Source organism: Pseudonocardia sp. HH130630-07, from assembly GCF_001698125.1.
Taxonomy (GTDB): Bacteria; Actinomycetota; Actinomycetes; order Mycobacteriales; family Pseudonocardiaceae; genus Pseudonocardia.
Genome location: NZ_CP013854.1, coordinates 5,380,658 through 5,406,066 on the forward strand (window position 1 = coordinate 5,380,658; position 25,409 = coordinate 5,406,066).

The 25,409-nt window shown below is 73.3% G+C and carries 24 protein-coding genes and 2 pseudogenes; 15 read left to right on the plus strand and 11 right to left on the minus strand.

The features are described 5' to 3' along the window. Positions 1-16: 16 nt before the first annotated feature. The gene (locus tag AFB00_RS25485) at positions 17-661 is read right to left on the minus strand and encodes a response regulator (protein WP_083275821.1); all 645 of its coding nucleotides are present in this window, start codon (positions 659-661) and stop codon (positions 17-19) included. After that, entirely contained in the window at positions 658-1,830 is a 1,173-nt protein-coding gene (locus AFB00_RS25490; protein ID WP_156819718.1) for a sensor histidine kinase, read from the minus strand. The genes AFB00_RS25485 and AFB00_RS25490 overlap by 4 nt, the downstream gene beginning before the upstream one ends. Before the next feature lie 147 nt (positions 1,831-1,977). On the opposite strand from AFB00_RS25490, the gene AFB00_RS25495 reads away from it, so the two are divergent. After that, on the plus strand, positions 1,978-2,361 hold the full coding sequence (locus AFB00_RS25495; RefSeq protein ID WP_156819719.1) for a hypothetical protein: 384 nt from the start codon (positions 1,978-1,980) through the stop codon (positions 2,359-2,361). A gap of 12 nt (positions 2,362-2,373) precedes the next feature. Here AFB00_RS25495 and AFB00_RS25500 read toward each other — a convergent pair whose 3' ends face one another. The 5 genes from AFB00_RS25500 to AFB00_RS25520 are packed head-to-tail and all read right to left on the minus strand — an operon-like array spanning position 2,374 to position 7,547. Further along, on the minus strand, positions 2,374-3,459 hold the full coding sequence (locus AFB00_RS25500) for a YdcF family protein (protein ID WP_083275822.1): 1,086 nt from the start codon (positions 3,457-3,459) through the stop codon (positions 2,374-2,376). A 24-nt stretch (positions 3,460-3,483) separates the two neighbouring features. Beyond that, entirely contained in the window at positions 3,484-4,218 is a 735-nt protein-coding gene (locus AFB00_RS25505; protein WP_231974068.1) for a GntR family transcriptional regulator, read from the minus strand. A gap of 49 nt (positions 4,219-4,267) precedes the next feature. Continuing rightward, positions 4,268-5,935, minus strand: coding sequence for a phosphoenolpyruvate--protein phosphotransferase (gene ptsP / locus AFB00_RS25510; protein ID WP_068799296.1), 1,668 nt, complete (start codon positions 5,933-5,935; stop codon positions 4,268-4,270). Continuing rightward, positions 5,935-6,237: an HPr family phosphocarrier protein gene (locus tag AFB00_RS25515; protein ID WP_231974069.1), complete on the minus strand. Its 303-nt coding sequence runs from the start codon at positions 6,235-6,237 to the stop codon at positions 5,935-5,937. Before AFB00_RS25515 ends, ptsP begins: the two co-directional genes overlap by 1 nt. Next, positions 6,234-7,547, minus strand: coding sequence for a PTS transporter subunit EIIC (locus AFB00_RS25520; RefSeq protein ID WP_068799297.1), 1,314 nt, complete (start codon positions 7,545-7,547; stop codon positions 6,234-6,236). Before AFB00_RS25520 ends, AFB00_RS25515 begins: the two co-directional genes overlap by 4 nt. A gap of 237 nt (positions 7,548-7,784) precedes the next feature. On the opposite strand from AFB00_RS25520, the gene AFB00_RS25525 reads away from it, so the two are divergent. Genes AFB00_RS25525 through AFB00_RS25535 form a run of 3 tightly spaced genes read left to right on the plus strand, consistent with a single transcriptional unit; the run spans position 7,785 to position 9,132 of the window. Then, positions 7,785-8,015, plus strand: coding sequence for a glucose PTS transporter subunit EIIB (locus tag AFB00_RS25525; RefSeq protein WP_068799298.1), 231 nt, complete (start codon positions 7,785-7,787; stop codon positions 8,013-8,015). Then, entirely contained in the window at positions 8,012-8,470 is a 459-nt protein-coding gene (locus AFB00_RS25530; protein WP_068799299.1) for a PTS sugar transporter subunit IIA, read from the plus strand. The genes AFB00_RS25525 and AFB00_RS25530 overlap by 4 nt, the downstream gene beginning before the upstream one ends. Continuing rightward, entirely contained in the window at positions 8,467-9,132 is a 666-nt protein-coding gene (locus AFB00_RS25535; protein WP_068799300.1) for an HAD family hydrolase, read from the plus strand. Before AFB00_RS25530 ends, AFB00_RS25535 begins: the two co-directional genes overlap by 4 nt. Before the next feature lie 94 nt (positions 9,133-9,226). On the opposite strand, the gene AFB00_RS25540 is transcribed toward AFB00_RS25535, so the two are convergent. Both AFB00_RS25540 and AFB00_RS25545 read right to left on the minus strand, forming a co-directional pair. Next, positions 9,227-9,907 (minus strand): type 1 glutamine amidotransferase, encoded by a 681-nt coding sequence (locus tag AFB00_RS25540; protein WP_156819720.1) that lies wholly within the window; start codon positions 9,905-9,907, stop codon positions 9,227-9,229. 44 nt (positions 9,908-9,951) lie between these two features. Continuing rightward, positions 9,952-10,968 (minus strand): LacI family DNA-binding transcriptional regulator, encoded by a 1,017-nt coding sequence (locus AFB00_RS25545; RefSeq protein WP_197519654.1) that lies wholly within the window; start codon positions 10,966-10,968, stop codon positions 9,952-9,954. Positions 10,969-11,162: 194 nt separating this feature from the next. Between AFB00_RS25545 and AFB00_RS25550 the strand changes: the two genes are divergently transcribed. The 7 genes and pseudogenes from AFB00_RS25550 to AFB00_RS25575 all read left to right on the plus strand — a co-directional run bounded on the left by AFB00_RS25550 (position 11,163) and on the right by AFB00_RS25575 (position 19,778). Continuing rightward, positions 11,163-12,443, plus strand: coding sequence for an ABC transporter substrate-binding protein (locus tag AFB00_RS25550; protein ID WP_068799303.1), 1,281 nt, complete (start codon positions 11,163-11,165; stop codon positions 12,441-12,443). A 16-nt stretch (positions 12,444-12,459) separates the two neighbouring features. Next, complete coding sequence (locus tag AFB00_RS25555; protein WP_068799304.1) at positions 12,460-13,338, plus strand: carbohydrate ABC transporter permease; 879 nt, start codon at positions 12,460-12,462, stop codon at positions 13,336-13,338. Next, positions 13,335-14,267 (plus strand): carbohydrate ABC transporter permease, encoded by a 933-nt coding sequence (locus AFB00_RS25560; RefSeq protein WP_068799305.1) that lies wholly within the window; start codon positions 13,335-13,337, stop codon positions 14,265-14,267. Before AFB00_RS25555 ends, AFB00_RS25560 begins: the two co-directional genes overlap by 4 nt. Beyond that, the gene (locus AFB00_RS25565; RefSeq protein WP_068799306.1) at positions 14,267-15,526 is read left to right on the plus strand and encodes a glycoside hydrolase 5 family protein; all 1,260 of its coding nucleotides are present in this window, start codon (positions 14,267-14,269) and stop codon (positions 15,524-15,526) included. Before AFB00_RS25560 ends, AFB00_RS25565 begins: the two co-directional genes overlap by 1 nt. A 27-nt stretch (positions 15,527-15,553) precedes the next feature. Beyond that, positions 15,554-15,760, plus strand: a pseudogene (locus AFB00_RS36445) (hypothetical protein); the annotation flags it as partial. Between the two features lie 419 nt (positions 15,761-16,179). Next, positions 16,180-18,741, plus strand: a complete 2,562-nt coding sequence (locus AFB00_RS34280) for an alpha-mannosidase (protein ID WP_197519655.1) — start codon at positions 16,180-16,182, stop codon at positions 18,739-18,741. 569 nt (positions 18,742-19,310) lie between these two features. After that, positions 19,311-19,778, plus strand: coding sequence for a glycoside hydrolase family 20 zincin-like fold domain-containing protein (locus AFB00_RS25575; protein WP_197519656.1), 468 nt, complete (start codon positions 19,311-19,313; stop codon positions 19,776-19,778). On the opposite strand, the gene AFB00_RS32385 is transcribed toward AFB00_RS25575, so the two are convergent. Next, a protein-coding gene (locus AFB00_RS32385) for an IS5 family transposase (RefSeq protein WP_442965881.1) occupies positions 19,775-20,654 on the minus strand; the annotation gives its coding sequence in 2 pieces (ribosomal slippage) (positions 19,775-20,288 and positions 20,287-20,654; 882 coding nt in all). The two genes, AFB00_RS25575 and AFB00_RS32385, sit on opposite strands and share 4 nt — an antisense overlap. Positions 20,655-20,794: 140 nt before the next feature. Between AFB00_RS32385 and AFB00_RS32390 the strand changes: the two are divergent. The 3 genes and pseudogenes from AFB00_RS32390 (at position 20,795) to AFB00_RS25600 (ending at position 23,124) form a co-directional block, all read left to right on the plus strand. Beyond that, positions 20,795-22,198 (plus strand): annotated as a pseudogene (locus AFB00_RS32390) (protein O-GlcNAcase). 120 nt (positions 22,199-22,318) lie between these two features. Then, positions 22,319-22,621: an ArsR/SmtB family transcription factor gene (locus AFB00_RS25595; RefSeq protein ID WP_068799309.1), complete on the plus strand. Its 303-nt coding sequence runs from the start codon at positions 22,319-22,321 to the stop codon at positions 22,619-22,621. Beyond that, the gene (locus tag AFB00_RS25600; protein WP_068799310.1) at positions 22,618-23,124 is read left to right on the plus strand and encodes an SRPBCC domain-containing protein; all 507 of its coding nucleotides are present in this window, start codon (positions 22,618-22,620) and stop codon (positions 23,122-23,124) included. The genes AFB00_RS25595 and AFB00_RS25600 overlap by 4 nt, the downstream gene beginning before the upstream one ends. A 74-nt stretch (positions 23,125-23,198) precedes the next feature. Here AFB00_RS25600 and AFB00_RS25605 read toward each other — a convergent pair whose 3' ends face one another. Beyond that, positions 23,199-24,083, minus strand: a complete 885-nt coding sequence (locus AFB00_RS25605; protein WP_068799311.1) for a phosphotransferase — start codon at positions 24,081-24,083, stop codon at positions 23,199-23,201. A 350-nt stretch (positions 24,084-24,433) separates the two neighbouring features. On the opposite strand from AFB00_RS25605, the gene AFB00_RS25610 reads away from it, so the two are divergent. After that, the gene (locus AFB00_RS25610; protein WP_068799312.1) at positions 24,434-25,396 is read left to right on the plus strand and encodes a hypothetical protein; all 963 of its coding nucleotides are present in this window, start codon (positions 24,434-24,436) and stop codon (positions 25,394-25,396) included. Positions 25,397-25,409: the final 13 nt, after the last annotated feature.

Below are 25,409 nucleotides of genomic sequence, written 5' to 3' on the forward strand. Positions count from 1 at the left end.
GGGAGGCGGGCGCGTGTCACCGGAGGCGGACGATCCCGTGCTCCCACGCCCAGGCGGCGATCTCGACCCGGTTCCGCAGACCCAGCCGTTGCTGGACGCGCGCGAGGTGGGTCTTCACCGTGCTCACCGCCAGGTGCAGGTCGGCGGCGATCTCGTCGTTGGTGCGGCCGCGGGCGACCCGCGAGACGACCCGGTGCTCCGGTGGCGTGAGCACGTCCCCGGCCCGGTCGGCGGCCGGTTCCGCGAGCCGCTGCAGCAGCCGGACCGTCACCGACGGGGAGATCAGCGAGTCCCCGCGCACCGCCGCCCGGACCGCCTCGACCAGCAGCGCCGGCCCGGAGTTCTTCAGCAGGAAGCCGCTGGCCCCGGCGCGGAGCGCGCCGTAGACGTACTCGTCGAGGTCGAACGTGGTCACCACGACGACGGCCGTCGCCGCGGTCGCCGGGTCGGCCTTGAGCGTGCGGGTGGCGACCAGCCCGTCGACGCGGGGCATCCGGATGTCGAGCAGGCAGACGTCCGGCCGGAGCCTGCGGACCAGCTCCACCGCTTCGGCCCCGTCCCGCGCGGTGCCGACGACCTCGACCCCGGGCTGGGCGGTGAGGATCAGCTCCATACCGTCGCGGACGAGGTCCTGGTCGTCGGCCAGGACGACGGTGGTCACCGGTGCTCACCCGGGATCCGCGCCGTGACGGTCCAGCCGCCGGCGCCGTCCGGGCCGTGCACGAACTCGCCGCCGAACGCGCCGACCTGCTCGGCCAGGCCGGGCAGCCCGGCGCCGCCGGACGGGAGCGGCCGGCCCCGGCGGCGGGGGGTCCCGGCCCCGTCGTTGTGGACGGCGACGGTCAGGTCACCGGCGGTCCCGTCGATCGCCACCCGGACGCCGGTCGCCGCCGCGGCGTGCTTGCGCACGTTGGTGAGCGCCTCCTGCACGACCCGCACCCCCAGCGCCCATCGGGCGCCGGTGCACACCCGGTCGTCGAACCCGTCGGCCACGTCGAGCGTGGTCGGGACGTCGGCCCGGGAGAACCGGTGCACGAGATCGCGCACGGCGTCCAGGGTGGGGGGCGTGGCCGGTGCGCCGTCCGGGCCGGTGCGGAGCAGCCGGACGGCGCGGCCGATCGCGACGAGCCCGTCCTGCCCGGTCGACTCGATCCGTTCGAACAGGACGCGCGCCTGCTCCGGGTCCCGGAACGCGACCTGGGCCCCGGCCTGCGCGGCGACCACCACGCCGGTCACGTGGTGCGCGACGTCGTCGTGCAGGTCGTGCGCGAGCCGGAGCCGTTCCCCGCGCAGCACCGCGTCCTGGGCGGCCCGCCGGGCGACGTCCCCGGACCGCAGCAGCAGCCCGACCGCGACGGCCGCGCAGGCCACGGCCCCGGCCGGGCCGGTCGCCCCCGCGGGCAGGTCGTCCAGGTAGTCCGAAGGGAGCCGGACGGGCAGCGCCAGCAGTGCCCCCGCGACCACCGGCACCGCGACCAGCCACCGCCCGGGCAGGTGGCGGCACAGGGTCACGACCACCGCGGCGAGCCCGAGCCCGGCCAGCAGGCCGGGGGAGCGCTGCAGCACCGTCACGGCGACGACGGCGGAGACCGCGACCGAGACGAGTGCCGCCGCCAGGCCCAGCGCGGCACCGCGGGCGGGGTGGGCGGGCGTGTGGCGCCGGACCGCCCAGGCGAGGACGGTCACGAGCACCGCCTCCCCGATCAGCATCCGCCCGGTCGGCGTGTGCGGGGTGAACACCGACAGGTCGGCGAGCGCGGCGCCGCCGATCACCAGGCCGGTGACCGCGACGTCGAGCACCCGGGGCCGGGACGGGGGAGCGGCAGTCACGGTGCTCACCGTAGAGCGGCGCCCGGCGCCGGGTATCGGTCGTCCGGACGTACGGTGGCCGCCGGATTCGTCCGGACGACCGATCCGCGGGCGGTGATCGTCCCGCCATGCTGGTCCGGTCCGACCGAGATCCGACAGGGAGTACCCGTGCACCGCACCACCGTCCGCACCATCACCCGCACCGGCGCGCTGGCGGCCGCCGTCGCCGCCCTCGGCCTGGTCGGTGGGTGCGGCCTGCTCGGCGAGAGCTGGGACGTCCGGATGGAGGTGACCGGGCCGGGCACCGCGCAGGTCGGCACGAAGTTCGCCGGCGAACCCGACCTGTCCGCCGACGGGCAGGGTAGGCAGAGCGCCACACTGCCGTTCTCGGAGAGCCGCAACGTGGGCTTCGGGTTCAACGACCTGGCCGTCGAGGACGCGGCGCCCGGCACCGTCTGCCGCATCTTCGTCAACGACGAGCTGCGGTCCGAGCACCCGGTCGACCAGGCCGGATCGGCCTGGTGCGACGCCAACAACCAGGAGCGGGAGTGACCCGGTGCGCGGTCACTGCTGCACGAGCGGGGCGCTGCGGTAGGCCCACAGACCCAGCGCGCTGAAGGCGTCCCGGTAGATCGAGCGCAGCTCGTCGGCGTCCGGGGCGCGCAGCGCCGGCAGCGGCTCGTCGGGGTGGGCGAGGGTGACGAATCCGAAGCCGGAGCCGAGCGACCCCGGTGCGGTCAGCTCGAAGATGACCTGGGCGCGGCGCACGTGACCGGCCGAGCTGACGACGACGGCCCGCGCGGCGTCGAGCTCGGCCAGCAGGTCGACGCCGTAGGCGGCGTTCTCCAGGGTGGTCCGGGCGAAGTCCTCGGCGTGCACCCGTTCGGCCGCCACCCCGTTCGCGACCAGCCACTCCTTCATCGACTCGCCCTCGGTCCGCCCGGCCCGTTCCACCCCGCCGGTGACGACCACCGGGGCGTCCGGCCACCGGCGGGCGGCCTCGAGGGTCTTCTGCAGCCGCCCGACGAGTGCCTCGGCCATCGTGCCGTCGTCGTTGAGCTTGTAGCCGAGCGTGAGGATCACCAGGCCGTCGGCGGGGACGTCCGGGAGCCGGTCGGTGGGTGCGGCGGCCCGGTCGATGCTGCGGAACATGAGATCCAGGTCGGCTGCCCGGTCCGGGTCCAGCTCCCGCAGCCGGGCGAGGTGCGCGGTCGCGCCCGCCGTGTCGCAGAGGTGGCGGGTCCATCCGGCGAGGTAGCTGAGCGCGTCGACGTCGCGCGGGGCCCGCTCCAGGATCCGGCGGTAGAGCGCGACGGCCGCGGGGACGTCGCCCCGGCCGATCTGCGCGGACGCCGCGCTGAACAGCAGGTCCGACCGGTACGGGGCGAGCGCGTGCGCGGCGGTCAGCCGGTCCGCGACGGTCTGCAGGTTGTCCTCGGTCTGTGCGGTCTGCGCGGACGTGGAGTCCCGCTCGGGGGCGTCGAACGCGGTCTTCGCCTCCGCGATCAGGCCGGTGACCCGGTCGTGGGTGGTGACCGCCGTCGGGGCCGGCGGCGCCGGCGCGGGCGCCGCCGGGGCGCCGCTGCACGCGCCGAGCCCCGTGACGAGAGCCAGCACGGCGGCCGCCGTCGTCACCGTTCTGCGGACCATGGCTGCCACCTCGTCGTCGACGGATCAGGTCTGGGTGTCGTCCAGCTCGACGAACAGCTCGTAGCGGTCTCCGCGGTAGCGCGAGATGCTGTGCTCGACCGGCCGGCCGCGGCTGAAGGAGATGCGGTCGAACTCCAGTATCGGGTGCCGGACCGGGATCCCCAGCAGCACCCCGTAGACGGCGTCGACCTCGCGGGCGGCGACCGTCTGCTCCGCGGAGTCGATCGGCAGGTCGTACTCGGCGCGCAGGAGCTCGTAGAGCGACCCGCTGAGGTCGCGCTCGGCCAGGTCGGGTGCGAGCGCGCCGTTGTACCAGGCGTCGTCGACCGACATCGGTGCGCCGTCGGCGAGCCGCAGCCGGCGCACCCGGGTGCACACCTGGTCCGAGCGCACCGACAGCGCGGCCAGCGTGCCCGCGGGCGGCACGGCACTCTCCAGCTCCAGGACGACGGTGGTCGGGGCCAGCCCGAGCCGGCGCATGTCGTCGTGGAACGACGCCAGGTGCAGGCGGGAGCGGGCGGTCCGGGCCGCGACGTAGGTGCCCTTGCCGCGGACCCGGCTCAGCAGGCCGTCCCGCTCCAGCTGGCCGATCGCGGCCCGGACGGTGACCCGGCTCAGCCCGTGGTCCTGGCAGAGCTGGCGTTCGCTGGGGAACGGGTCGCCGGGGGAGTACCGGTCTGCGATCTGCCCGGCGAGCAGGTGCCGCAGCTGCTCGTGCTTGGGCTGCGCGCCGTTGTTGATCATTCCGCCGGTACTCACCGGCCGCTCCTCTCCACAGGCCGGGGCATCGTCGCACCGGCCCTGGTACTCACCGGATCGTCCCGAGGAACTCTGCCACGGCGGCCCGCCCCTGCTCCGGCGACGGTGCGGACCGGGCGAGCCCGGCCACGTGCACGCAGTCGTCGAGGGTGACCCCGGCGAGCGCGGCGTGCACCGCGGGCCGGGCGACGCCCGCCGTCGACAGGCTGCGCACCCCGAGCCCGACCAGCACCGCGGCCAGCGACGGGTCGGCCGCGGCCTCGCCGCACACCCCGACCGGGCGTCCGGTCTCCCGGCCGGCCCGCCCGACGACGTCGATCAGGTCCAGCAGCGCGGGCTGCCAGGGATCGAGGAGGTCGCCCAGCGGTCCGGACTGCCGGTCGGCCGCCATCGTGTACTGCCCGAGGTCGTTCGTCCCGATGCTGACGAAGTCGACCGCCGCCATCAGCTCGGCCGCCCGCAGGGCCGCCGCCGGGACCTCGATCATGATCCCGACCCGGTCCAGGCCGGCGGCCCTGGCGGTGTCGGCGAACCGCTGCGCCTCCTGCACCGTCGCGACCATCGGGGCCATGACGTCGACCGGGCGGCCGGCGGCCCGGGAGGCCTCGGCGAGCGCGCGCAGCTGCTCGTCGAGCAGCTCCGGGTCGCGGGTGGCCGTCCGCAGGCCGCGGACGCCGAGTGCCGGGTTCTCCTCCTCGTCGAGCTGCAGGAACGGCAGCGGCTTGTCCGAGCCGGCGTCGAGCGTCCGCACGACCACCCGGCGGTCGCCGAACGCCGTCAGGATCCTCGTGTAGATGTCGCGCTGCTCGGCGAGCGTCGGCCGGTCGGTGCGGTTCAGGAACAGGAACTCGGTCCGGAACAGCCCCACACCCTCGGTCGGGCCCGCGGCGGCGGCCAGCGCGTCGGGCTCGGTGCCGATGTTGGTGAGCAGCGCGACCGCGGTCCCGTCGGCAGTGGCCCCGGGATCGTCCGCCGCGCCGTCGGCGGGGGTCCGGCTGCGGGCCCGGGCGATCGACTCGTCGCCCGGCTCCAGCTCCACCTCGCCGGTGGTGCCGTCGAGCAGGACGACCGTCCCGGCCGCGATCGTGGCCGCGTCCGGGCAGCCGACGACCGCGGGCAGCCCCAGCGAGCGGGCCAGGATCGCGGTGTGGCTGGTCGGGCCGCCCTGCTCGGTGAGCAGGGCGACGACGTCGCTCCCGGCCAGGGTCGCGGTGTCGGCCGGGGACAGGTCCGGCGCGGTGAGCACGACCGGGTGCCCCGGCGCCGGGATCCCCGGCGGCTCGACACCGGCGAGCTGCGCGACGGCGCGGACGCCGATGTCGCGGACGTCGCCGGCGCGCTCGGCGAAGTAGCCGCCCAGCTCCTCCAGCTGCGCCGCGAAGCTCCCGGCGGCCAGCGTCACCGCGTGCCCGGTCGGTGAACCGCCCCGGACCAGCTCCTTCGCCCGGTCGGCCAGCGTCGGGTCGAGTGCCATCCCGGACGCGGCCTCGAGGACCTCGGCCGCGGTGCCGCCCGCCGCGGCGGCGCGCCGCTCCAGCTCGGCGGCCACCGCGGCGAGCGCGCGATCGATCCGGGCGCACTCCTGCTCGGGCTCGGCGCCGACCGGGTCGGACGGCGAGGTGCCGATCGCGGCACCGAGCCGCACGACCGGGGCGCACGCCGTTCCGGGGCTGACGCCCCGACCGTGCAGGACGGTCGGGGCCGGTGCCGCGGCCATCACGCGTCGAGGTCGGACTCGAGCAGCCCGGCCAGGTCGGCGAGCACGGCGGGGGCGTCGTCGCCCTCGGCCGACAACGTGACCTCCTGGCCGTGCTCGACGCCGAGCGTCATGACCTGCAGGACACTGCGGGCGTCGATCGGGTCCCGGCCGGCGACCGCGAGGGTCACCGGCACCCCGGCCGCCGCGGCGGCCTTAGCGAAGACGGCGGCGGGGCGGGCGTGCAGCCCCACGCTCGATGCGACGACTGCGGTACGGCTGTGCACGACGGTCTCCTCGTCGGGTCGGGCTGCGGTGCTCACGGCTTCTCCGGTGCGGGCGCCGGAGAACCGGTGCCACCGGTGGTGTCACCGGGGACGTCGGTGACGGCCGGTGCGGTCGTCTCCTCGGCGGCCGGTGCGACCTCGGCCGTCGTGGTCTCGTCCTCCCGGCCGGGGGTGCGCAGGTTCCAGCGGCGGATCGCGAACCGGAACACCACGTAGTAGATCAGGGCGTAGACGAGGCCGATCGGGATCAGCCACAGCGGCCGGGTCGCCTGCCCGAAGTTGAGCACGTAGTCGATCGCGCCGGCGGAGAAGATGAAGCCGTCGTGGATGCCCAGCGCGTTCGTCAGCGCCATCGAGGTGCCGGTCAGGAACGCGTGGATGACGTAGAGCGGCCAGGCGACGTAGACGAAGGAGTACTCGAGCGGCTCGGTGATGCCGGTGACGAACGAGGTCAGGCCGACCGAGACCATGATCCCGCCGACGATCTTGCGCTGCGAGGGGCGGGCCTCGTGCCAGATCGCCAGCGCCGCGGCGGGCAGCGCGAACATCATGATCGGGAAGAAGCCGGTCATGAACACACCGGCGGTCGGGTCGCCCTCGAAGAACCGGCTCAGGTCGCCCCGCACACCGTTGTAGTCGCCGAGGATGAACCAGACGACGGAGTTCAGGATGTGGTGCAGGCCGAGCGGGACGAGCAGCCGGTTGGCGACACCGAAGACACCGGCGCCGAGGACCGAGTTCGCACTGACGGCGTCGCCCAGGGCGGTGAGGCCGGTGTTGAACAGCGGGTAGACGAAGGCGAGGACGACGGCGACGATCATCATCGTGCCTGCCGTCAGGATCGGGACCAGGCGCCGTCCGTTGAAGAAGCCCAGGAACGACGGCAGCTTGGTGCGGTAGAACCGCTGCCACAGCACCGCGGCGATGATGCCGGTGACGATGCCGCCCAGGACGCCGAAGTTGATGACGGCCGGCTCGCCGTCGGAGTCCAGCACCCCGGGAAGCACGACCGGGCTCATCGCGGTGAACACGCCGTCCAGGACGAGGTATCCGACCAGGGCGGCGAGCGCCGTGGAGCCGTCGGCCTTGCGGGCCCAGCCGATCGCGATACCGAGCGCGAAGATCATCGGCAGGTTGTCGAACAGAGCCCCGCCGGCCGCGGCGAGCACCGCGGCGACCTGGGTCAGCGACTCGAAGCGGCCGAGCAGGTCGTCCTGGCCGAGACGCAGCAGCAGACCGGCCGCGGGGAGGGTGGCGATCGGGAGCATCAGGCTCCGGCCGAGGCGTTGCAGCCCGCCGAGACCCACCCGCTTCCGGGACTCCGGTGCCGAGGTGACAGCACTCATGACGTAATTCTCCTGCCTGGGGAAATGAGACGGCGAAGCCGCACCGGGGCCGATGTTCTGCCAACCGTGACGCTCTTGTGGCGAGCCTGTCGATGCCGGTAGCTTCTGGTTATGACCAGTTAGTCTGAGCAGGCACGTAGGTCATGTCAACCACCAGTTTCATATCGGGTGGTGCGCGCGGCGGACTCGTCCGATCCGCTACCGTGCCGGCCTGTCGAACAATGCAGGGAGTGGAAGATGAGCAAGGCGGAAGACATCGTCGCCGGTCTCGGCGGGGCTGCGAACATCACCGAGATCGAGTCCTGCATCACCCGGCTCCGCACCGAGGTCGAGGACTCCGGGCTGGTCGACGAGCCGGCGCTGAAGCGGGCCGGCGCGCACGGCGTGCTGATCGCCGGGCAGGTGGTCCAGGTCGTCGTCGGGCCGGAGGCGGACGGGCTCCTCGACGACATCCAGGACATCCTGTGACCGCGGCCGTCGCGGCCCCGCTCGGCGGATCGGTCCTCGCGCTCGAGGCGGTGCCGGACCCGGTCTTCGCCGGCGAGCTCGTCGGGTCGGGCGCGGCCGTGGCACCGGGCGACGGTGACGAGCGGGCCACGGTGGTGGCGCCGGTCTCCGGCACCGTCGCCAAGCTGCACCCGCACGCGTTCGTCGTCCTCGGTGCCGACGGGGCCGGGATCCTGGTGCACGTCGGGATCGACACCGTCGGTCTGCGCGGCGCCGGGTTCGAGCTGCACGTGGCCGAGGGCGACACCGTGGAACAGGGCCAGCCCGTGCTCGACGTGGATCTTGCCGCGGTGCGTGCGGCCGGCCTGTCGACCGTGTGCCCGGTGATCCTCCTGGACTCCGAGGCCGGGTCGGTCACGCCGTCCGCGGGGTCGACGATCCGGACGGGGGAGACCCTGTTCACGCTCCCCGGATGAGCGCGGCCGGGCCCGCGGTCGCGTCCGGGGACACGGTGCTGCTCGACATGGACGGCACGCTCGTGCTGAGCGAGCACGTGCACCGCCGGTCGTGGGCCCGGTTCTTCGACAGCTGGGATCTCGCGGTCGACGACGCGACGTACGAGCGCACGTACATGGGACGCCGCGCCCTGGACGTGTTCGCCGAGGTCGACGGCCCGTGGCGGGAGACGGATCCGGCCGAGCTCAACGCCCGGCTGGTGGCCTACTCCGACGAGCTCGCCGCGGAGGTGGAGATCGTCGCCGGGGCCAGGGAGATGATCGCGGAGCTGCACGCGCGCGGGCACCGGATCGCGATCGTCACCAGCGCCGGGCGGTCGTGGGCGGGCCGGATCGTCGACGCCCTCGGCGTCGGCGCCATGGTCGAGCTGACGGTGACGGCGGAGGACGTCCGCACCGGCAAACCCGATCCGGAGTGCTACCTGACCGCGTGCCGGCGCCTCGGCGTCGACGCCTCCCGGTGCGTCGGGTTCGAGGACTCGCCGTCGGGGGTGCGGGCGCTGGCCGCCGCCGGGGTCGGGACGATCGTCGGGGTCACCAACACCGCCGCGGCGGCCACGCTGACCGCGGCCGGTGCCGGCCGCACGGTCCCGGACCTGACCCCGCGCACGCTCCTGGACTGATCCACACCGCACCCCGGTCCGGTCCCGCACCACCGGACCGGGGCCCGCACGGGTCCGTCGGGTGCGCAGGGAGCCGGTGCGAGCCCGGGCGGGCTCAGGCGTCGTCGAGCAGGGCGGCCAGCAACGCCGCCGCGGCCGGCGCGGCACGGTGTTCGTTCTCCGCGGTCGCGGCGCGCAGCCCGTCCGGATCGACCCCGTCCGGTGCGCCGAGGCCGAGCCAGCGGGTCAGCAGGGCGCCGTCCATCTCCGGATGGAACTGCAGCCCGGTGCTGCGGCCGACGGCGAACGCGGCGCACCCGTCCCGCCCGGTGGCGAGGACGGTCGCGCCCGGCGGTGGCACGAGCTGCTCGGAGTTCCAGCAGAACCACGGCCCGGCCCCGATCCCGCTCCCGGGCGACGGAGCCACGTCGAACCAGCCGATCCGCGGCTCGTCCAGGGGGCGGGTGCCGCCGCCGAGGGTCTCGGCGAGCAGCTGGGCGCCGAAGCAGATCGCCAGTACCCCGACGCCGCCGTCATGGGCGCGGCGCAGGAACGCGGCCTCGGCGCCCGCCCAGCCCCGGATGCGCTCCCGCGGCCACGGTGCCCCGAGCGTGACCACGAGGTCCCAGCGCGCCGGATCGGGGAAGCGGACGTCGACGTCCGGCGTGCCGAAGCGCTCGGCCGGGACCACCCGGAACCAGTCGATCCCGACACCCCGGGCCCGGAGCACCGGCCCGAGCAGGCCGAGGCCGGCGACGTGGTCGTGGCCGATCACCAGGGCACGGCGGGAGGGCACGGCACGACGCTACCGGGGCCCGGCGGGCGCACGGGGCCCTCCGGCTACCGCGAGCGGGGCGGCGCGGTCGAGTCCCGCACGCTGAGGCCCGGCTCCGGCCCCGGCTGCGACGTCAGCCGCGCACCCGAGTCGATCTGCTCGACGAGCAGTCGCGCGGCCCGAGCCCCCAGCTCGACGGTGTCCTTGGTCAGGCAGGTCATCGCCGGGCCGACGGTCCGGGCCAGCACGGAGTCGTCGAAGGAGACCACCGACAGGTCCGCGGGCACGGCCAGCCCCATCTCCGCGGCGACCTTGTAGCCGGCGAGTGCGAGCACGTCGTTCTCGAACATCAGCGCCGTCGGCGGGTCCGGTTCGGAGAGCATGTCGCGGGTCGCCGCGGCCGCGGCCCCGGTCGAGTAGTCGGTGGGCACCGACCGGGCCCAGGTGAGCGCACCGCTCTCGGCGAACCGCCGCACCGCCGCGGTGCGCATCGCCGTGTGCTCGTGGTCCGGGCGGCCGGCGACGTGCCCGATCCGCCGGTGCCCGAGGGCGCGCAGGTAGCGCAGCAGGGTCTCGGCGGCCCGGTCGTCGTCGACCCAGACGGTCGGCCACGCCCCGGCGGGGGACGGGTGGGAGCCGATCACGACGGTCGGCAGGGCCGAGTCCGCCAGCAGCGCCGTCCGCGGATCGTCGGCCAGCGGGTCGATGACGACCACCCCGTCGACCCGGCGGTCGCGGGCCCAGTCGCGGTAGGTCCGCACCTCCTCCTCGACGTCCCGGGCGACCAGCAGCGTCATCCCGATGCGGGAGTCGGTGAGGACGACGTGGATCCCGGACAGGAGGTCCCCGATGAACGGGTCGGTGCCGAGCGTGCGGGCCGGGCGGTTCAGCACGAACCCGATCGCACCGGCCCGACCGCCGCTGAGGGCGCGGGCCGCCGGGTGCGGCCGCCAGTCCAGCTCGCGGGCGAGCGCCACGATCCGGGCCCGGGTCTCCGCCGAGACCCCGGGGCGCCCGTTCAGCGCGAACGAGACCGCGCTCGGTGACACCCCGGCGCGGGCCGCGATGTCGGCGATGGTCACGCGACCTCCGCCCGGGTCGTGCTGCGACGACGCAGCCCCGGCCTCAGCTTCCATGTGCCACCTTCCCGCGAACGCCTTGACTATAACGCTTTAGTGGCACAGCATCCCTTCGCACGAGGGTCTTTCCTGATTGCTCGCCTCGATTGGTCACGCGCTTCAGCGTTGAGACCGTGTCCCGGAGGAGTCCCGCACCGATGAACGAACGGGTTCGAGTACGTGCTGTCCGCACGATCTGCAGTGCGGCGGTGATGGCGATCGCGCTGGTGGTGACGAGCTGCTCGACCGGCGGGTCGGGCGGCGCGGCCGACGGGCCAGTCACCGGGCCCATCACGCTCCAGACGTGGGCGCTGACGCCGACCTACACGGAGTACCTGAACGGGGTGATCGCCGAGTTCGAGGCCGCCCACCCCGGTACCGACGTGACCCTGCTCGACCAGCCCGGCGAGGGCTACCCGGTCAAGCTGCTCAGCCAGGCCAGTTCCGGATCGTTGCCCGACGTCGTGAACCTCGACCCGGAGCTGGCGCTGCCGCTCGCGAAGCGGGACCTGCTGCAGCCGCTCGACGAGGAGGCGCTCACCGGCACCTACGTCGGCGGGGCGGTGGACGCGTTCCGCTTCCGCGGTACCGACGGCGTGTTCGCCTACCCCTGGTACCTCAACACCGACATCAACTACTGGAACCGGGACATGTTCCAGCGGTGCGGGCTGAACGCGGACGCACCACCGTCGACCACCGACGAGCTGTTCACCCAGGCGGCCAGGATGGCGGAGGCCTGCCCGGACACCTACCTGATGAGCCGCAAGCCCACGATCACCGACTTCAGCCGGGCCGGTGTCGAGATCCTCGATCCGGCGGGGGAGCAGTACGTCTTCGCCGACGCCCCGGAGGCTGTCGCGCTCGTCGAGCGGTACGCCGCGGCGTACCGGGACGGGCTGATGCCGCCGTCGGTGCTCAACAGCGACTACCTCGGCAACTCCGAGCTGTTCACCCAGTCCAAGGTCGCCTGGACGACGGGGGGCGCCTCCGCACTCGCCGACATCGAGCGGGACAACCCGTCGCTGAAGGGCAGGATCGCCGTCTCACCCGCCCTGGACACACCGCCGCTGTACGTGCAGGGCCTCGCCGTGTCCGCGAACAGCGCCAACCCGGCGACGGCGCAGGAGTTCGCCCGGTTCATGACCGACGCGCAGAACCAGGAGGCGTTCGCCCGCGAGGTGAACATCTTCCCGTCGACCCTGTCCTCGTCGGGCAACCCGTACTTCTCCACCGAGGACGGCTCGGTCGGGTCGAAGGCCAGGGTGCTCGCCAACACGGCGCTGGGGTCGGCCCGCGTCCTCGACCCGCCGGAGGCCAACCTCGCGATGCGGACGTTCCTCGACCAGCAGGTCGCGCAGGCGATGCGGGGGGACAAGCCGGCCGGCGACGCGCTGCGGGAGGCGCAGGACCGGATGAACGCGATGCTCGCCGACAGCTGAGCCGGAGGGGATCGGGATGCGCGCCACCAAGAGGATCACGCCGTGGCTGTTCGTGGCCCCGGCACTGGCCTGGGTCCTGCTGTTCCAGGTCTGGCCGGCGATCAACACCGTGCGGCTGACGTTCACCAACACGAGCCCGCTGGGGGGCACGTCGAAGTGGGTCGGCACGAGGAACCTGGAACGGATGCTGGCCGACACGCAGGTGTGGGAGGCACTGCTCAACAGCGTCGTCTACCTGCTGGTCTGCCTGCCGCTGCTCACGATCGTGCCGCTGCTCATCGCGGTGCTCGTGGAGCAGAGGCTGCCCGGCATCGGGTTCTTCCGCACCGCGTTCTACACCCCGGTGATCGCCTCCGCGGTGGTCGTCGGCCTGATCTGGACCTGGCTGCTCGACGACCGCGGGATCATCAACCGGCTCGCCGCGGCCACCGGGCTCATCGACGGCCCGATCCCCTTCCTCACCGACCGGTGGCTGCTGCTGTTCAGCGCGATCAGCCTCACCGTGTGGAAGGGGCTCGGCTTCTACATGATCATCTACCTGGCGGCGCTGGGTAACGTCGGCCGGGACCTGCACGAGGCGGCCGCCATCGACGGCGCCGGTACCGCCCGCCGGTTCTGGTCGGTGACCGTGCCCGGCGTGCGCGGGACGATGATGATCGTCGCCATCCTGGTCAGCGTCTCCGCACTGCGGGTCTTCACCGAGCTGTTCGTGCTGACCAGCGGGACGGGTGGTCCCGGCGGCCAGGACAACTCGCTGGTGATGCTCATCCAGCAGTACGCCCGCGGTTTCACCGGCAACCTCGGCTACGCGGCGACGATCAGCCTGCTGCTGTTCGTGGTCACCCTGGTGCCGCTGCTCGTCCTCGCCCGCGTCAACAACAAGGCGGACCGATGACCGACCTCTCCACACCGTCGCGCCCCGCCGCCGGCCGCGCCCGGCCCGGCGCCCCGCCCCGGCACCGGCGACAGCGCCGCCCGCGCCGGCCGTGCGCCTGGGACGCCCCGTCACCGGCGCAGACGGTCGTCCGCTACGGGCTGCTGCTGGTCGTGCTGTTCGTCGCGATCGGGCCGTTCCTCTGGCAGCTCTCCACATCGTTGAAGGGCCCGGGGGAGGACATCTACACCCCGGATCCCTCGTTCGTCCCGGAGCAGCCCACGCTCGGCAACTACGCCGCGGTCGCCGACGCGATCCCGGTGTGGCAGTACGTCGGCAACTCGCTGACGGTCGCGGCGCTGACCGTCGGCGGGAACATCGTGTTCGCCACGCTGGCCGGGTTCGCGCTCGCCAGGTTGTCCTGGGCGTGGCGGGGTGCGGTGCTGGCCCTGTTCATCGCGACGCTCGTGCTGCCGCCGGAGGCGACGATCATCTCGCAGTTCCTGGTCGTGCGGGACCTCGGTCTGGCCGACTCGCTGGTCGGCGTCGCGCTGCCCGGCATGGTCGCCACGCTGAACGTGCTGCTGATGTACAACGCGTTCCGGCAGATCCCGCTGGAGATCGACCAGGCGGCGATCGTCGACGGCGCGAACGCGTGGCAGCGGCTGCGCTTCATCGGGCTCCCCGCGGTCCGCGGGACCCTCGCGGTGATCACCATCTTCGCGTTCATCGCCGCCTGGGACGACTTCCTGTGGCCGCTGATCGTCCTGCAGTCGCCGGACAACCTCACCCTCACCGTCGGCCTGCAGTACCTGCAGGGGACGTTCGGGGCCGACCAGCGGGCCGTGGCCGCCGGGACGTTGATCGCGTTCGTCCCGATCGCGGTGCTCTTCGTGGCGATGCAGCGGTACTTCTTCAAGGGCGTCGAAGAGGGCGGGGTCAAGGGCTGATGCGGTTCGGGGTCAACTACACGCCGTCCGGGGACTGGTTCTTCTCCTGGCTCGACTTCTCCCCGGAGCGGGTGGCCCGCGACCTGGACCGGATCGCGGAGCTGGGCGTGGACCACGTCCGGATCTTCCCGCTCTGGCCGGTCATCCAGCCGAACCGGTCGCTGATCCGCTCCGCCGGGATCGACGACGTCGTCACGGTGGTGGACCTGGCCCGCTCGGCCGGGCTGGACGTCAACGTCGACGCGCTGCAGGGGCACCTGTCCAGCTTCGACTTCGTCCCGTCGTGGCTGCAGACCTGGCACCGGCGCAACCTCTTCACCGACGAGCAGGTGGTCACCTCGACCGAGCGCTACGTGCACGCGCTCACCACCGCCGTCGCGGGCCGGGACAACCTCATGGGCGTGACCGTCGGCAACGAGGTCAACCAGTTCGCGCACGACCCGCACCCGGACCCGTACCGGATCCACGAGACCGAGGGGGACACCTGGCTGCGGCGGATGATCGCCGCGATCCGGGCCGGCCTGCGCGACGGCGGGGCCGCGCCCTCGGTGCTCGCCACCCTCGCCCAGTACGACGCGGCCTGGTACGACGACGCGCAGCCCTTCGGCCCGCGCCAGGCCGCCGAGCACGGCGACGCGACGGTCGTCCACTCCTGGGTCTTCAACGGCGCCGCCGCCGTGCACGGCCCGCTCGGCGCCGGCTCGGTCCGGCACGCGGAGTACCTGCTCACCCTGGCCGCGGCCTGGAGCCCGGACCCGGCGCGGCCCAGCTGGCTGCAGGAGGTGGGTGCGCCGAACAACGTGCTGGCCGTCGAGCAGGAGCCGGAGTTCGTCGAGCGGACGCTGCGGCACGCGATGGACGTCGGCGAGCTGCTCGGGGTCACCTGGTGGTGCTCGCACGACGTCCCGCGCACGCTCGCCGACTTCCCGGTCTTCGAGCACAGCCTGGGCCTGCTCGACGAGACCGGGCGGCTCAAGCCGTCCGGCCGGCGCTTCGCCGAGGTCGTCGCCGACCTGCGCGCCCGGCGCCCGGCGCCCCGGCCCGCGTCCACCGCGGTCGTGCTCGACGACATCGACGCCACCGGATCCCCGGTGCCCGGCCACCGCGCGTCGTGCGCCCCCGGGGGCTCGTTCGCCGGGACCTGGCTGCGGGTGGCCGAGGAGACCGGCCGGGGGCCACAGGTCGTCCTGCGCTCGCGGTACACGGCCGAGCACCTGCACCTACGCGGCATCACCGAGACGGTGGACCTCCCGGCCTGAGGGCCGGGGCCCACCGGAGAGGAATACATGCACGACGACATCCCGCTGACCGTCGGACGGGCCCGCCGGGTCCTCACCGAACGGGTCGTCCCGGCGATACATCCGGAGCGCGAACCGGCCCGGGTGCGGTTCTGCGAGCTGCCCGGCGAGCCGGTGCCGTTCGCGGAGGCCGCGGCCCTGGAGTACGCGCCCTTCGAGACCGGGACGACCTGGGGTCCGGCCTGGGGCACCACCTGGTTCCGGATCGACGGCCGGATCCCCGAGGCCTGGCAGGGCCGGCGGGTCGAGCTCCTGGTCGATCTCGGGTTCGACGTCGACATGACCGGCTTCCAGTGCGAGGGCCTCGTCCACGACCCGGACGGCACGCCGCTGAAGTCGCTCAACCCACGCAACCAGTGGGTGCTCGCCGCGGAGCGGGCCACCGGCGCGGAGCACGTCGAGTTCCTCGTCGAGGCCGCGTCGAACCCGGTCGTGCTGGATCGGCACCCGTTCCTCCCCACCGAGCAGGGGGACATCCGCACCTCCTCGCCGCACCCGCTCTACACGCTGCGCCACGCCGACCTGGCGGTGTTCGACGAGACGGTGTTCGAGCTGGCCGCCGATCTCGACGTGCTGATCCAGCTGCAGGACGAGCTGCCGGCCGGCCCCGCCGGATGCGCATCCTGCAGGCGCTCGACGAGGCGCTGGACGAGCTCGACCTGCAGCGCATCGGCGCGACGGCGGCGGCCGCCCGGGAGCGGCTGCGCCCGGTCCTCGCCGCCCCGGCGGAGCCGTCGGCGCACCGCATCTCCGCCATCGGGCACGCCCACATCGACTCGGCCTGGCTGTGGCCGGTGCGCGAGACGATCCGCAAGGTCGCCAGGACCTCGGCGTCGATGACCGAGCTGATCGGCTCCACCGACGACTTCCGGTACGGCATGTCCAGCGCCCAGCAGTACGCCTGGATCAAGGAGCACCGGCCGGAGGTGTACGAGAAGGTCGTCGCGGCCGTGGCGAGCGGGCGGTTCGTCCCGCTCGGTGGCATGTGGGTCGAGAGCGACACCGTGATGCCGACCGGTGAGTCGCTCGTCCGCCAGTTCACCCACGGGCTGCGGTTCTTCGCCGAGGAGTTCGGCGTCCGGCCGCGCGGCGTCTGGCTGCCCGACAGCTTCGGCTACTCGCCGGCGCTGCCGCAGATCATGCGCCGGGCCGGGTTCGAGTGGTTCTTCACGACGAAGATCTCCTGGAACCAGGTCAACAAGTTCCCGCACCACACGTTCCTCTGGGAGGGCATCGACGGGTCGCGCATCCTGTCGCACTTCCCGCCGATGGACACCTACAACTCGCGGCTCTCCGGGGAGGAGGTCGCGAAGGCGTCCCGGCAGTTCCGGGACAACCGCGGTGCGGGCGGGTCGATCGCACCGGTCGGCTGGGGCGACGGCGGTGGGGGCACCACCCGGGAGATGGTCGCCACCGCCGCCCGGCTGGCGGACCTGGAGGGCAGCGCCCGGGTCGAGTGGGAGCACCCGGACGACTTCTTCGCCCGCACCCGCGAGGAGTTCGCGTCGCCGGGGGTGTGGGTCGGCGAGCTCTACCTGGAGCTGCACCGGGCGACGCTGACCTCCCAGCACACGACCAAGCAGGGCAACCGGCGCACCGAGCACCGGCTCGTCGAGGCGGAGCTGTGGTGCGCCACCGCCGCCGCCCGCACCGGGTTCACCTACCCGCACGACGAGCTCGACGCGCTGTGGAAGACCGTGCTGCTGCACCAGTTCCACGACATCCTCCCCGGTACGTCGATCGCCTGGGTACACCGCGAGGCCGTCGCGGAGTACGCCCGCGTGCTGGACCGCCTGGACGGCATCATCGGGTCGGCACTGAGCCTTTTTCAACCTGACCAGCGAGCTTCTGCGTCAGGAGATCGCGAAGGTTGCAGCGCAACTGCTCTGACCACAGCTGCACAGGTCACCGGCTCGCCAGCTCGGCGTCTGCACCCACACAACCAGGCCCCTGAGCTGCCGGAACGGCAGGTTGAAAAAGGCTCACTGGCCGCGCTCACCGGCGAGGGGGACCGGCCGGTCCGGATCAATCCCGTGTCGCACCCGCGGGACGGGATCGACCCGCTGGGCGGTACCGCCGAGCAGCCGTGGACCGGCCCCGCCGTCGCGGTGGAGGCGGTGGACGGGACGCACGTCCTGGACAACGGGGTGCTGCGGGTCGTCGTGGACGACCGCGGGCTGCTCACCTCGATCGTCGACCACACCACCGGCCGGGAGGCGGTCCGCGCCGGCCGCCCCGCGAACCTGCTCCAGCTCCACCCGGACTTCCCGAACATGTGGGACGCCTGGGACGTCGACCGCTTCTACCGCAACCGGGTCGACGACCTGGTCGATCTCGACGAGCTCACCGTGACGGTCGAAGACGCCGGTGTCGCCCGGGTGCGCGTCGCCCGGTCGTTCTCGGCCTCGACGGTCGTGCAGGTCCTGTCGCTCGCGCCCGGCTCCCGCACGGTCGAGGTGGAGCAGACCGCCGACTGGCACGAGACGGAGAAGTTCCTCAAGGTGGCCTTCCCGCTCGACGTCCGGGCCGAGGAGACCGTCGCCGAGACCCAGTTCGGCGCCACGAAGCGGGTGACCCACACGAACACGTCGTGGGAGGCGGCGAAGTTCGAGACGTCCATGCACCGCTATGTGCTCGTGCAGGAGCCCGGCTTCGGGGTCGCGCTGGTCAACGACTCGAGCTACGGCTTCGACGTGACCCGCGACGCCGAGGACGGCGAGATCACCACGACGCTGCGACTCTCGCTGCTGCGCGCGCCCCGGTTCCCGGACCCGCGCACCGACCAGGGTCCGCAGACGCACCGCTACGGCATGGTGGTCGGTACCGACCTCGACGAGGCGACCCGGGCCGGCATCGGGACGAACCTGCCGCTGCGCACCGTGCGGGGAGACCACGGGTTCGAGCCGCTGGTGACGGTGGGCGGCGGCGTCGTCGTGTCCTCGGTCAAGCAGGCCGACGACCGGTCCGGGGACCTCGTCGTCCGGGTCTACGAGCCCTCCGGGCGTCGTCGCCGGGCGTCGGTGCGGGTGAACGGGCCCTTCGGTGGTGCGCGGGAGGTCCCGCTGACCGAGGACGACGCTGCGGCGACGCCGGTCGGCCAGGGCACGGACGGTGCCGTCGTGGTCGACGTGCGGGCGTTCGACATCCGCACCCTGCGCTTCTCCCGCACGAGCTGAGCGGCCCCGCCGCCCGGGAGCCCCACCGGCGTCTCCCGGACGGCGGGCCTCCGGACGGCCCCGTGAGGGCGCCGATCGGACGTGGTCATCCGTCCCGATCGGCGCCCGGTGCGGGCACCGCACCGACGGTCCGGTTCCACCAGCGTGGATTCCGCGTATTCGGATCGTGCTCCGTTCCGGCGACCGCAATCGCCCGAAACACCGCGTCCGCGGCCGATCACCATCGGTGGTCGTGCACGATCCGCACGCCGGTCCTCGATCCGGCTCCACTCCTGTTGTTTACCCGACGGACGCGGTCAACCCTTGCGGCAGCAATCACCCGTTGGGTACCGTCTGGTTCGTACCAGTACTCCTGGGCTGCAAAAAGCCTCAGATCAGCCGTCTCGGAACGGAGAGTCGAGCCGCCCGCCACGGGAGCTTCGAGTTCCGGCGACAGGCTCGGCCCATTCGTGACCATTGCCGTACGGGCGTGGTCGATCTCGGCTTCCATGCCTGCTCCCGTCACTTCCACACCAGTGGGGGCGTGGTTCTTGCGCGCCCCCCGACGGAGATGTCCACAAGGAGTTCCGATGACAGCTCGAACACTTCGTGCGGCGGCCGTGGCCGTCGCTCTCGGCCTCACCATGGGGCTGACGCCGGGCTGGGCCGCGGCGGCCCAGCCCCCGCCACCACCCGAGCCCGAGCTGCCGGTCGTCATACCGACCCCGCAGTCGATGCAGGCCAACGGTGCGGCGATCGGGGTTCCGGCGCGGGTCGGCCTGATGCTGGGCGACGGCGCCGACGAGGCCACGAAGGCCGTCGTCCGCAGCACCCTGGAGAAGGCCGGGGCGAAGGAGGTCGTCGAGGGGCAGCGGGCAGACCTGACCGTGGTGGTCGGGCTGCACTCCGACCCCGAGGTCGCCGCGGCGCTCACCGAGGCGGGCGGCGAACCGCCCACCGGCGACCCGCGCCCGGAGGGCTACTCGCTCGCCTCCCGTGCCGCCGGTGCCGGCGGCACGGTGGCACTGGCCGGTAACGACGACACCGGTGTCTTCTAGGGTGTGTCTCCCAATGCGCGGAGCCAGGTGACGATTGCCTTCAGGACGGCGCCGCCGCGGAAGGTCAGGGCGAGCTTGTCGTAACGGGTGGCCAGCCCGCGCCACTGCTTGACGTGGCAGAACCCGCGCTCGACGACGTTGCGGTTTCGGTAGTCGACCGGATCGAATGCGGGCGGTCGGCCGCCGCGTGAGCCGCGTCGTTTGCGGTGTCCCTGCTGGTCAGAGGGCTCCGGAATGACAGCGATGATCCGGCGCTCGCGCAGGTGCCGGCGGATCGCGCGTGAGGAGTAGGCCTTGTCCGCGCGCACGCGTTCGGGCCGGGTCCGGGGTCGTCCCGGGCCCGGTCGGGCGATGCTCAGGCGCGCCATCAGGTGCGGAAACATTGGCGAGTCGCCGCCCTGGCCGGGGCCGAGGAGGACCACCAGCGGGCGGCCGTGCCCGTCAACGAGCTGGTGGATCTTCGTCGACAGCCCTCCGCGGGACCGTCCCAGCGCGTGATCTGCTGGTTCGGCGAGCAGATTCGTGTAGTTCGATCCGGCCCCCTGTGTCGCGCTTGAGGGTCGCGGCGTGCTGGTGGGCACGGATGATCGTGGAGTCCACGCTGACCGCCCACCCGAGCACCTCGGCGGCGTCGGCCTCGATCAGAAGAGCAGCCAGGATGTGGTCCCAGGTGCCGTCGCCGCTGTAGCGGCGGTGCCGCTTCCACAACGTCTGCCACGGCCCGAACTCGGCTGGGACGTCGCGCCAGGGAAGCCCGCACCGATACCGGTAGATGATCCCCTCGAGCACCCGGCGGTCATCGCGGAACGGGCGCCCGCGACGACCCTCGGAGGAGGGCAACAGCGGCGCCAGACGGGCCCACTGGGCATCAGTCAGGACAGCGGTACGCGGCACCGATCAAGCATCGCGCACCCCGGTCCGCCTATCTGGGAGACACGCCCTACGCCGCCCAGACCCTGCGCCAGCTCGGGCTGCCGGGCAAGATCGCGGCCACGAAGGTCACCGACTTCCCGTCGATGGCGCTGCGGGGCACCATCGAGGGCTTCTACGGCAAGCCGTGGTCGCACGAGGACCGGCTCGACCAGCTCGCCTTCTACGGCGACATCAAGGCCAACACCTACATCTAGACCCCGAAGGACGACGAGTACCTCCGCGCCAAGTGGCGGGAGCCGCACCCGGCCGAGGACCTGGACCGGATCGGGGAGCTGATCACCACCGCGAACCGGAACCACGTCCAGTTCACGTACGCGATCTCGCCCGGTGCGTCGATCTGCTACAGCGACCCGAAGGACACCGAGGCGCTGCGGAACAAGCTGGCCGCCGTCCACGAGAAGGGCGCCGACAGCTTCTACGTCGCTCTCGACGACATCTCCTACGACAAGTGGAACTGCACGGCCGACGAGGAGAAGTACGGGAAGCCCGGCAAGGAGATCGCCGCCCGCGCACAGGCCGAGTTCCTCAACACGATCCAGCGCGACTACATCGACACGATCGATGCGAAGCCCCTGCAGATGGTGCCGACCGAGTACATCGGCATCAACGACTCGCCGTACAAGAAGACCCTGCGGGAGACGCTCGACGAACGCATCGTCGTCCAGTGGACCGGGATCCAGACCGTGGCGACGTCGATCAAGGTGGCCGACGCGCAGAAGGCCGCGCAGGACTACGGCCGCAAGCTCTTCCTCTGGGACAACTACCCGGTCAACGACTTCCAGAACACCGCGGGGCGGCTGCTGCTGGCGCCCTACGACAAGCGTGAGGCCGGCCTCAGCGAGGCGCTGAACGGGATCGTGCTGAACCCGATGAACCAGGCGTCGCCGAGCAAGCTCGCCATCGCGACCGGTGCGTCGTTCGCCTGGAACGACGCGGCCTACGACGCCGGGCGCACCTGGCGTGCCACCGCGGCCTACCTGGCCGACTGGGAGCCGCTGACCACCATGTCGCTGCTGGCGTTCCTCGACACCCAGCACCTGGCCCCCGGCCACGACGGTGACGGGACCAAGCCGTGGCAGCCGCAGGCCCCGGCCCTGGCGGCCAAGCTCGACGCCGTGCGTGCGAACCCGAGCGGGGAGGCGCTGGAGGAGCTGACCCGCTACGCCGGTGTGCTCGCCGCGGCACCGGAGCGGATCCGGAGCGGCGTGGCGGACAAGGCGTTCTCGGAGCAGGCGAAGCCGTGGCTGGACGCGACGGGTCTGTGGGGCCAGGCGCTGCAGGCCACCGCGGACGGGCTCGCGGCGCAGGACCCGGCCGTCGCGCAGGAGCGGTTCGCCGAGGCGAACCGGCTGGCGGTCGAGGCCGGGAAGATCACGACCATCCCCGAGGCGACCGTGGTCGACGTCCAGCTGGGCGTGACCCCGGTGAAGGTGGCCGACGGGGTGCTCGACACCTTCATCGCGGAGGCTCCCGGGCTCGTCACGTGATCTGACCCCTGGCCGGCTCCGGGAGAACGGGACGGGGGCGCCGTCGACTCGGTCGACGGCGCCCCCGTGCGTCGTGCGCCGGGTGGACGTCTCATATCACTGTATGGAAATATGACTTCCATGAGCGCGTACGCGGCCCTGGCCGAACCACACCGGCGGGAGATCCTCGACCTCCTGCGGGGCGGGGAGCGACCGGCCGGTGACATCGTGCGCGCGGTCGGCCTCAGCCAGCCCGGGGTCTCCAAGCACCTGCGCGTCCTGCGCGAGAGCGGCCTGGTGCGGGTGCGGGCCGACGGCAAGCAGCGGATCTACGCGCTCGCGCCCGGACCGCTGCGCGAGGTCGACCGCTGGCTGGAGCCCTACCGTGCGCTCTGGTCGGCACGCCTCGACTCGCTCGAACGACACCTGGAGGAGAACCCGTGACCGACGGAACCCTGGAAACGATCGACGGCCGGCCCGCGCTGCGGTTCGAACGCGTCCTGACGCACCCGGTGGAACGGGTGTGGCGCGCGGTGAGCGAGCCCGCGGAGCTGGCGCAGTGGTTCCCGGCGGGCGCGCAGTGGACCCCGGCGACGGGGGAGACGTTCGAGGCCTTCGGCATGACCGGCCGCGTCGTCGAGGCGACGCCGCCGCACCGCCTGAGGTGGACGTTCGCCGGGGACGAGTACAGCATCGACCTGAGCGCACACGCCGAGGGCTGCCTGCTCGTGTTCGTGCACGTGTTCGACGACCGTTCCGGCGCGGCCCAGACGGCGGCCGGATGGGACGCCTACCTGGCCCGCCTGCAGCCGCTGCTGGACGGCCACCCGGTGACCGAGGCGCAGGTCCACGAGTCGTGGGAGGCCGACCACGAGCGGTACGCCGAGCGCTTCGGCGTCGACCCGACCCCGGGCCGGGAGTTCATCGCGGCGCACCGGCAGTCCTGACCGCCGGCCCGGACGGCCAGCGGCGCGGCCACCGGTTCAGGTCGCCGCCGGCGTGCAGTGCGACCGGCGGCGACTCAGGCACCCAGTGCCGTCCGGATCCCGTGCAGGCCCTCCGCGGCCCGGCGACGCCCGTCGGGTAGCTGGTCACCCCGGCACCAGCGCCAGGTCGTGACGATCGCCAGGACGAGGATCCGGGACTGCTCGACCAGCTCCGGATCCAGACCCGGACAGTGCTCGCGGATCTCGTCGATCCACCGGAGCATGCGTCGGCCGGGGTCCGGGCCCAGGCTGTGCGCGACATCGAACTCGACCGGGCCGCGGCAACAGGTGCCGAGATCGACGAAGCGCACCCCGGCCGGCGTACTCAGCACGTTCCCGAGGTGCGGCTCGCCGTGCAGCAGCCGATCGCCGGACCCGTCGCGGAACACCGCTGCGCCGACGCCATCGAGCACGTCGATGAGGAGTCCGCGGTCGTCACGGCAGAGCTCCGGGGTCCGCTCCTCGTCGGTGAGGCAGGCCCGCGCCAGGACGACGCGGTCCGTGGCGTGCGGAGCGGCGACGTCGATGCGCCGCAGTCCGTCGTGCAGCCGGAGCAGGGCCTGCACGTAGCCGGTTGCCGTGACGTCCGGCCGAGCCCTCTGCTCGTAGTGGGTCCACAGGGTGACGACGAAGCCGTCCCGTTCGTGGACCCGCGGCGAGACCCGGGGGTCGGGCGCCTCGGCCGGAGCGCCGAGCCCGGCGAGCCGGCGACCGACCTCCAGCTCGAACCGGGCCTCACTGCGTTCTGCCGCCGGTGAGACGCGAGCGACGACGTCGGCCGGGAGCAGCCGCAGCACGATCCGGTTGGAGTCGGCGAGGACCGCGGCATCGTCGACCCGGAGACCCTGTGCGACGGCGGTGACCCTCGCAGCCTCGACGGCGCGAGCGGCGACCGACGCCTCCACAGCGACCTCCTCCATCGGCGTCCGGCCGTTCGGGGGCCGTACGGGTCCGACCCGGGAAAGCGTCATCGTGTCACACGGCTACTGGCCCGGCGCACCGCTGGGCTCCCGGTTCCGGCGCAGCACCGGTCTCAACGTACCAACGAAACGATGGTTCCGTTGGTACGTGGAAAACGTTCTAAACACCCAAAACCGGTTTGTTGGTTGAGAACATAGGCACTGATAGCCTGATCGACATGCTGGACAGCGCCGTACGCTTCGGATACAGCCGTTGCCGTGCCGAACTCCCGCCGCCCGGGCCCCAGGGCGGGCGGCCCCGGTCGTTCTGTCGTGAGACCCGGTGGGAGGGCGGGCGCACCTGCGCCCAGATGGCCCGCACCGAACGGGACGCGCTGGGCGCGCTGGGACTCGACACGGGCGCCGGCGGGTTCACGCTCGACGCGGACCGGCTGCGCGAGCACGTCGGCGCACTCGCCGGGCCGGTCGCTGATCTCGTCGCGGCGCTGGACGCCGTGCAGCACCGGCTCGACGAGGTCGAGCACGACGCGCTCGTCGCCACCGAACGGGCCCGGGCCGGAGCGGCCGAGGCCGACCGGGCCCGGCAGGAGGCGGAGACCGCCCGGGACGAGGCCGTCCGCAGGGCGCGGGACGCCGAGGCCACGGCGGCCGACGCCCGCCGGGAACGCACCGAGGCGGTCACCCGGGCCGAGGAGGCGTCGGTGGCGGCGTTGCAGGCGACCGAGGCTCTCGGTGCCGCGCGCCAGGAGGCCGTCGAGGCCGTGGCCGCCCGCGACCGGGCACTCGACGAGACCCGCACCGCCCGTGACGCCGCGGCCGCGGCGGGCACGGAGCGCGAGTCGGCGGTCCTGGCCGCCCGCGGCGCCGAGCACGACCGGGACGCCGCACGGGAGCGGGCGTCCGCGGCGGACCGGGAGCGCGAGTCGGCGGACCGGGAGCGCGAGTCGGCGGACCGGGCCCGGGACGCCGCGCGCGCCGAGACCGAGCGGCTGGACCGTGAGCTCGCCGGAGCCCGCGGACTCACCGAGACGGCCCGGGCCGAGCTGGTGACCGCCCGGGCGGAGACCGGCACCGCCCGCGGTGCGCTGGAGGAGGGGCGGGCCGCGCTCGAGGAGACCCGGGTGGAGCTGGCGCGGGCCCGGCAGGAACGCGACGAGCAGCGAGCGGCCGCCGATGCCGCGCGCGCCGAGACCGCCGACCTGCGCGGGCAGCTCGACGAGCTGCGCGGCGACGGCCGTGCACCCGGTCAGGAGCCGCCCCGTCTGCACCCGGACGACCTCGCGGCGCTGGCGGAACTGCTGGGCCGGGCCTGAGCCCCGCCCGCCG

Bases quoted from the DNA above. Each gene is read 5' to 3' on its own strand.
- AFB00_RS25595 (WP_068799309.1), top strand. From the start codon at position 22,319: ATGAGCGCGTACGCGGCCCTGGCCGAACCACACCGGCGGGAGATCCTC.
- AFB00_RS25500 (WP_083275822.1), bottom strand. From the start codon at position 3,459: ATGGTCCGCAGAACGGTGACGACGGCGGCCGCCGTGCTGGCTCTCGTC.
- AFB00_RS25535 (WP_068799300.1), top strand. From the start codon at position 8,467: ATGAGCGCGGCCGGGCCCGCGGTCGCGTCCGGGGACACGGTGCTGCTC.
- AFB00_RS34280 (WP_197519655.1), top strand. From the start codon at position 16,180: ATGCGCATCCTGCAGGCGCTCGACGAGGCGCTGGACGAGCTCGACCTG.
- ptsP (WP_068799296.1), bottom strand. From the start codon at position 5,935: ATGGCCGCGGCACCGGCCCCGACCGTCCTGCACGGTCGGGGCGTCAGC.
- AFB00_RS25550 (WP_068799303.1), top strand. From the start codon at position 11,163: ATGAACGAACGGGTTCGAGTACGTGCTGTCCGCACGATCTGCAGTGCG.
- AFB00_RS25525 (WP_068799298.1), top strand. From the start codon at position 7,785: ATGAGCAAGGCGGAAGACATCGTCGCCGGTCTCGGCGGGGCTGCGAAC.
- AFB00_RS25605 (WP_068799311.1), bottom strand. From the start codon at position 24,083: ATGGAGGAGGTCGCTGTGGAGGCGTCGGTCGCCGCTCGCGCCGTCGAG.
- AFB00_RS25575 (WP_197519656.1), top strand. From the start codon at position 19,311: ATGACAGCTCGAACACTTCGTGCGGCGGCCGTGGCCGTCGCTCTCGGC.
- AFB00_RS25610 (WP_068799312.1), top strand. From the start codon at position 24,434: ATGGCCCGCACCGAACGGGACGCGCTGGGCGCGCTGGGACTCGACACG.
- AFB00_RS25520 (WP_068799297.1), bottom strand. From the start codon at position 7,547: ATGAGTGCTGTCACCTCGGCACCGGAGTCCCGGAAGCGGGTGGGTCTC.
- AFB00_RS25565 (WP_068799306.1), top strand. From the start codon at position 14,267: ATGCGGTTCGGGGTCAACTACACGCCGTCCGGGGACTGGTTCTTCTCC.
- AFB00_RS25560 (WP_068799305.1), top strand. From the start codon at position 13,335: ATGACCGACCTCTCCACACCGTCGCGCCCCGCCGCCGGCCGCGCCCGG.
- AFB00_RS25555 (WP_068799304.1), top strand. From the start codon at position 12,460: ATGCGCGCCACCAAGAGGATCACGCCGTGGCTGTTCGTGGCCCCGGCA.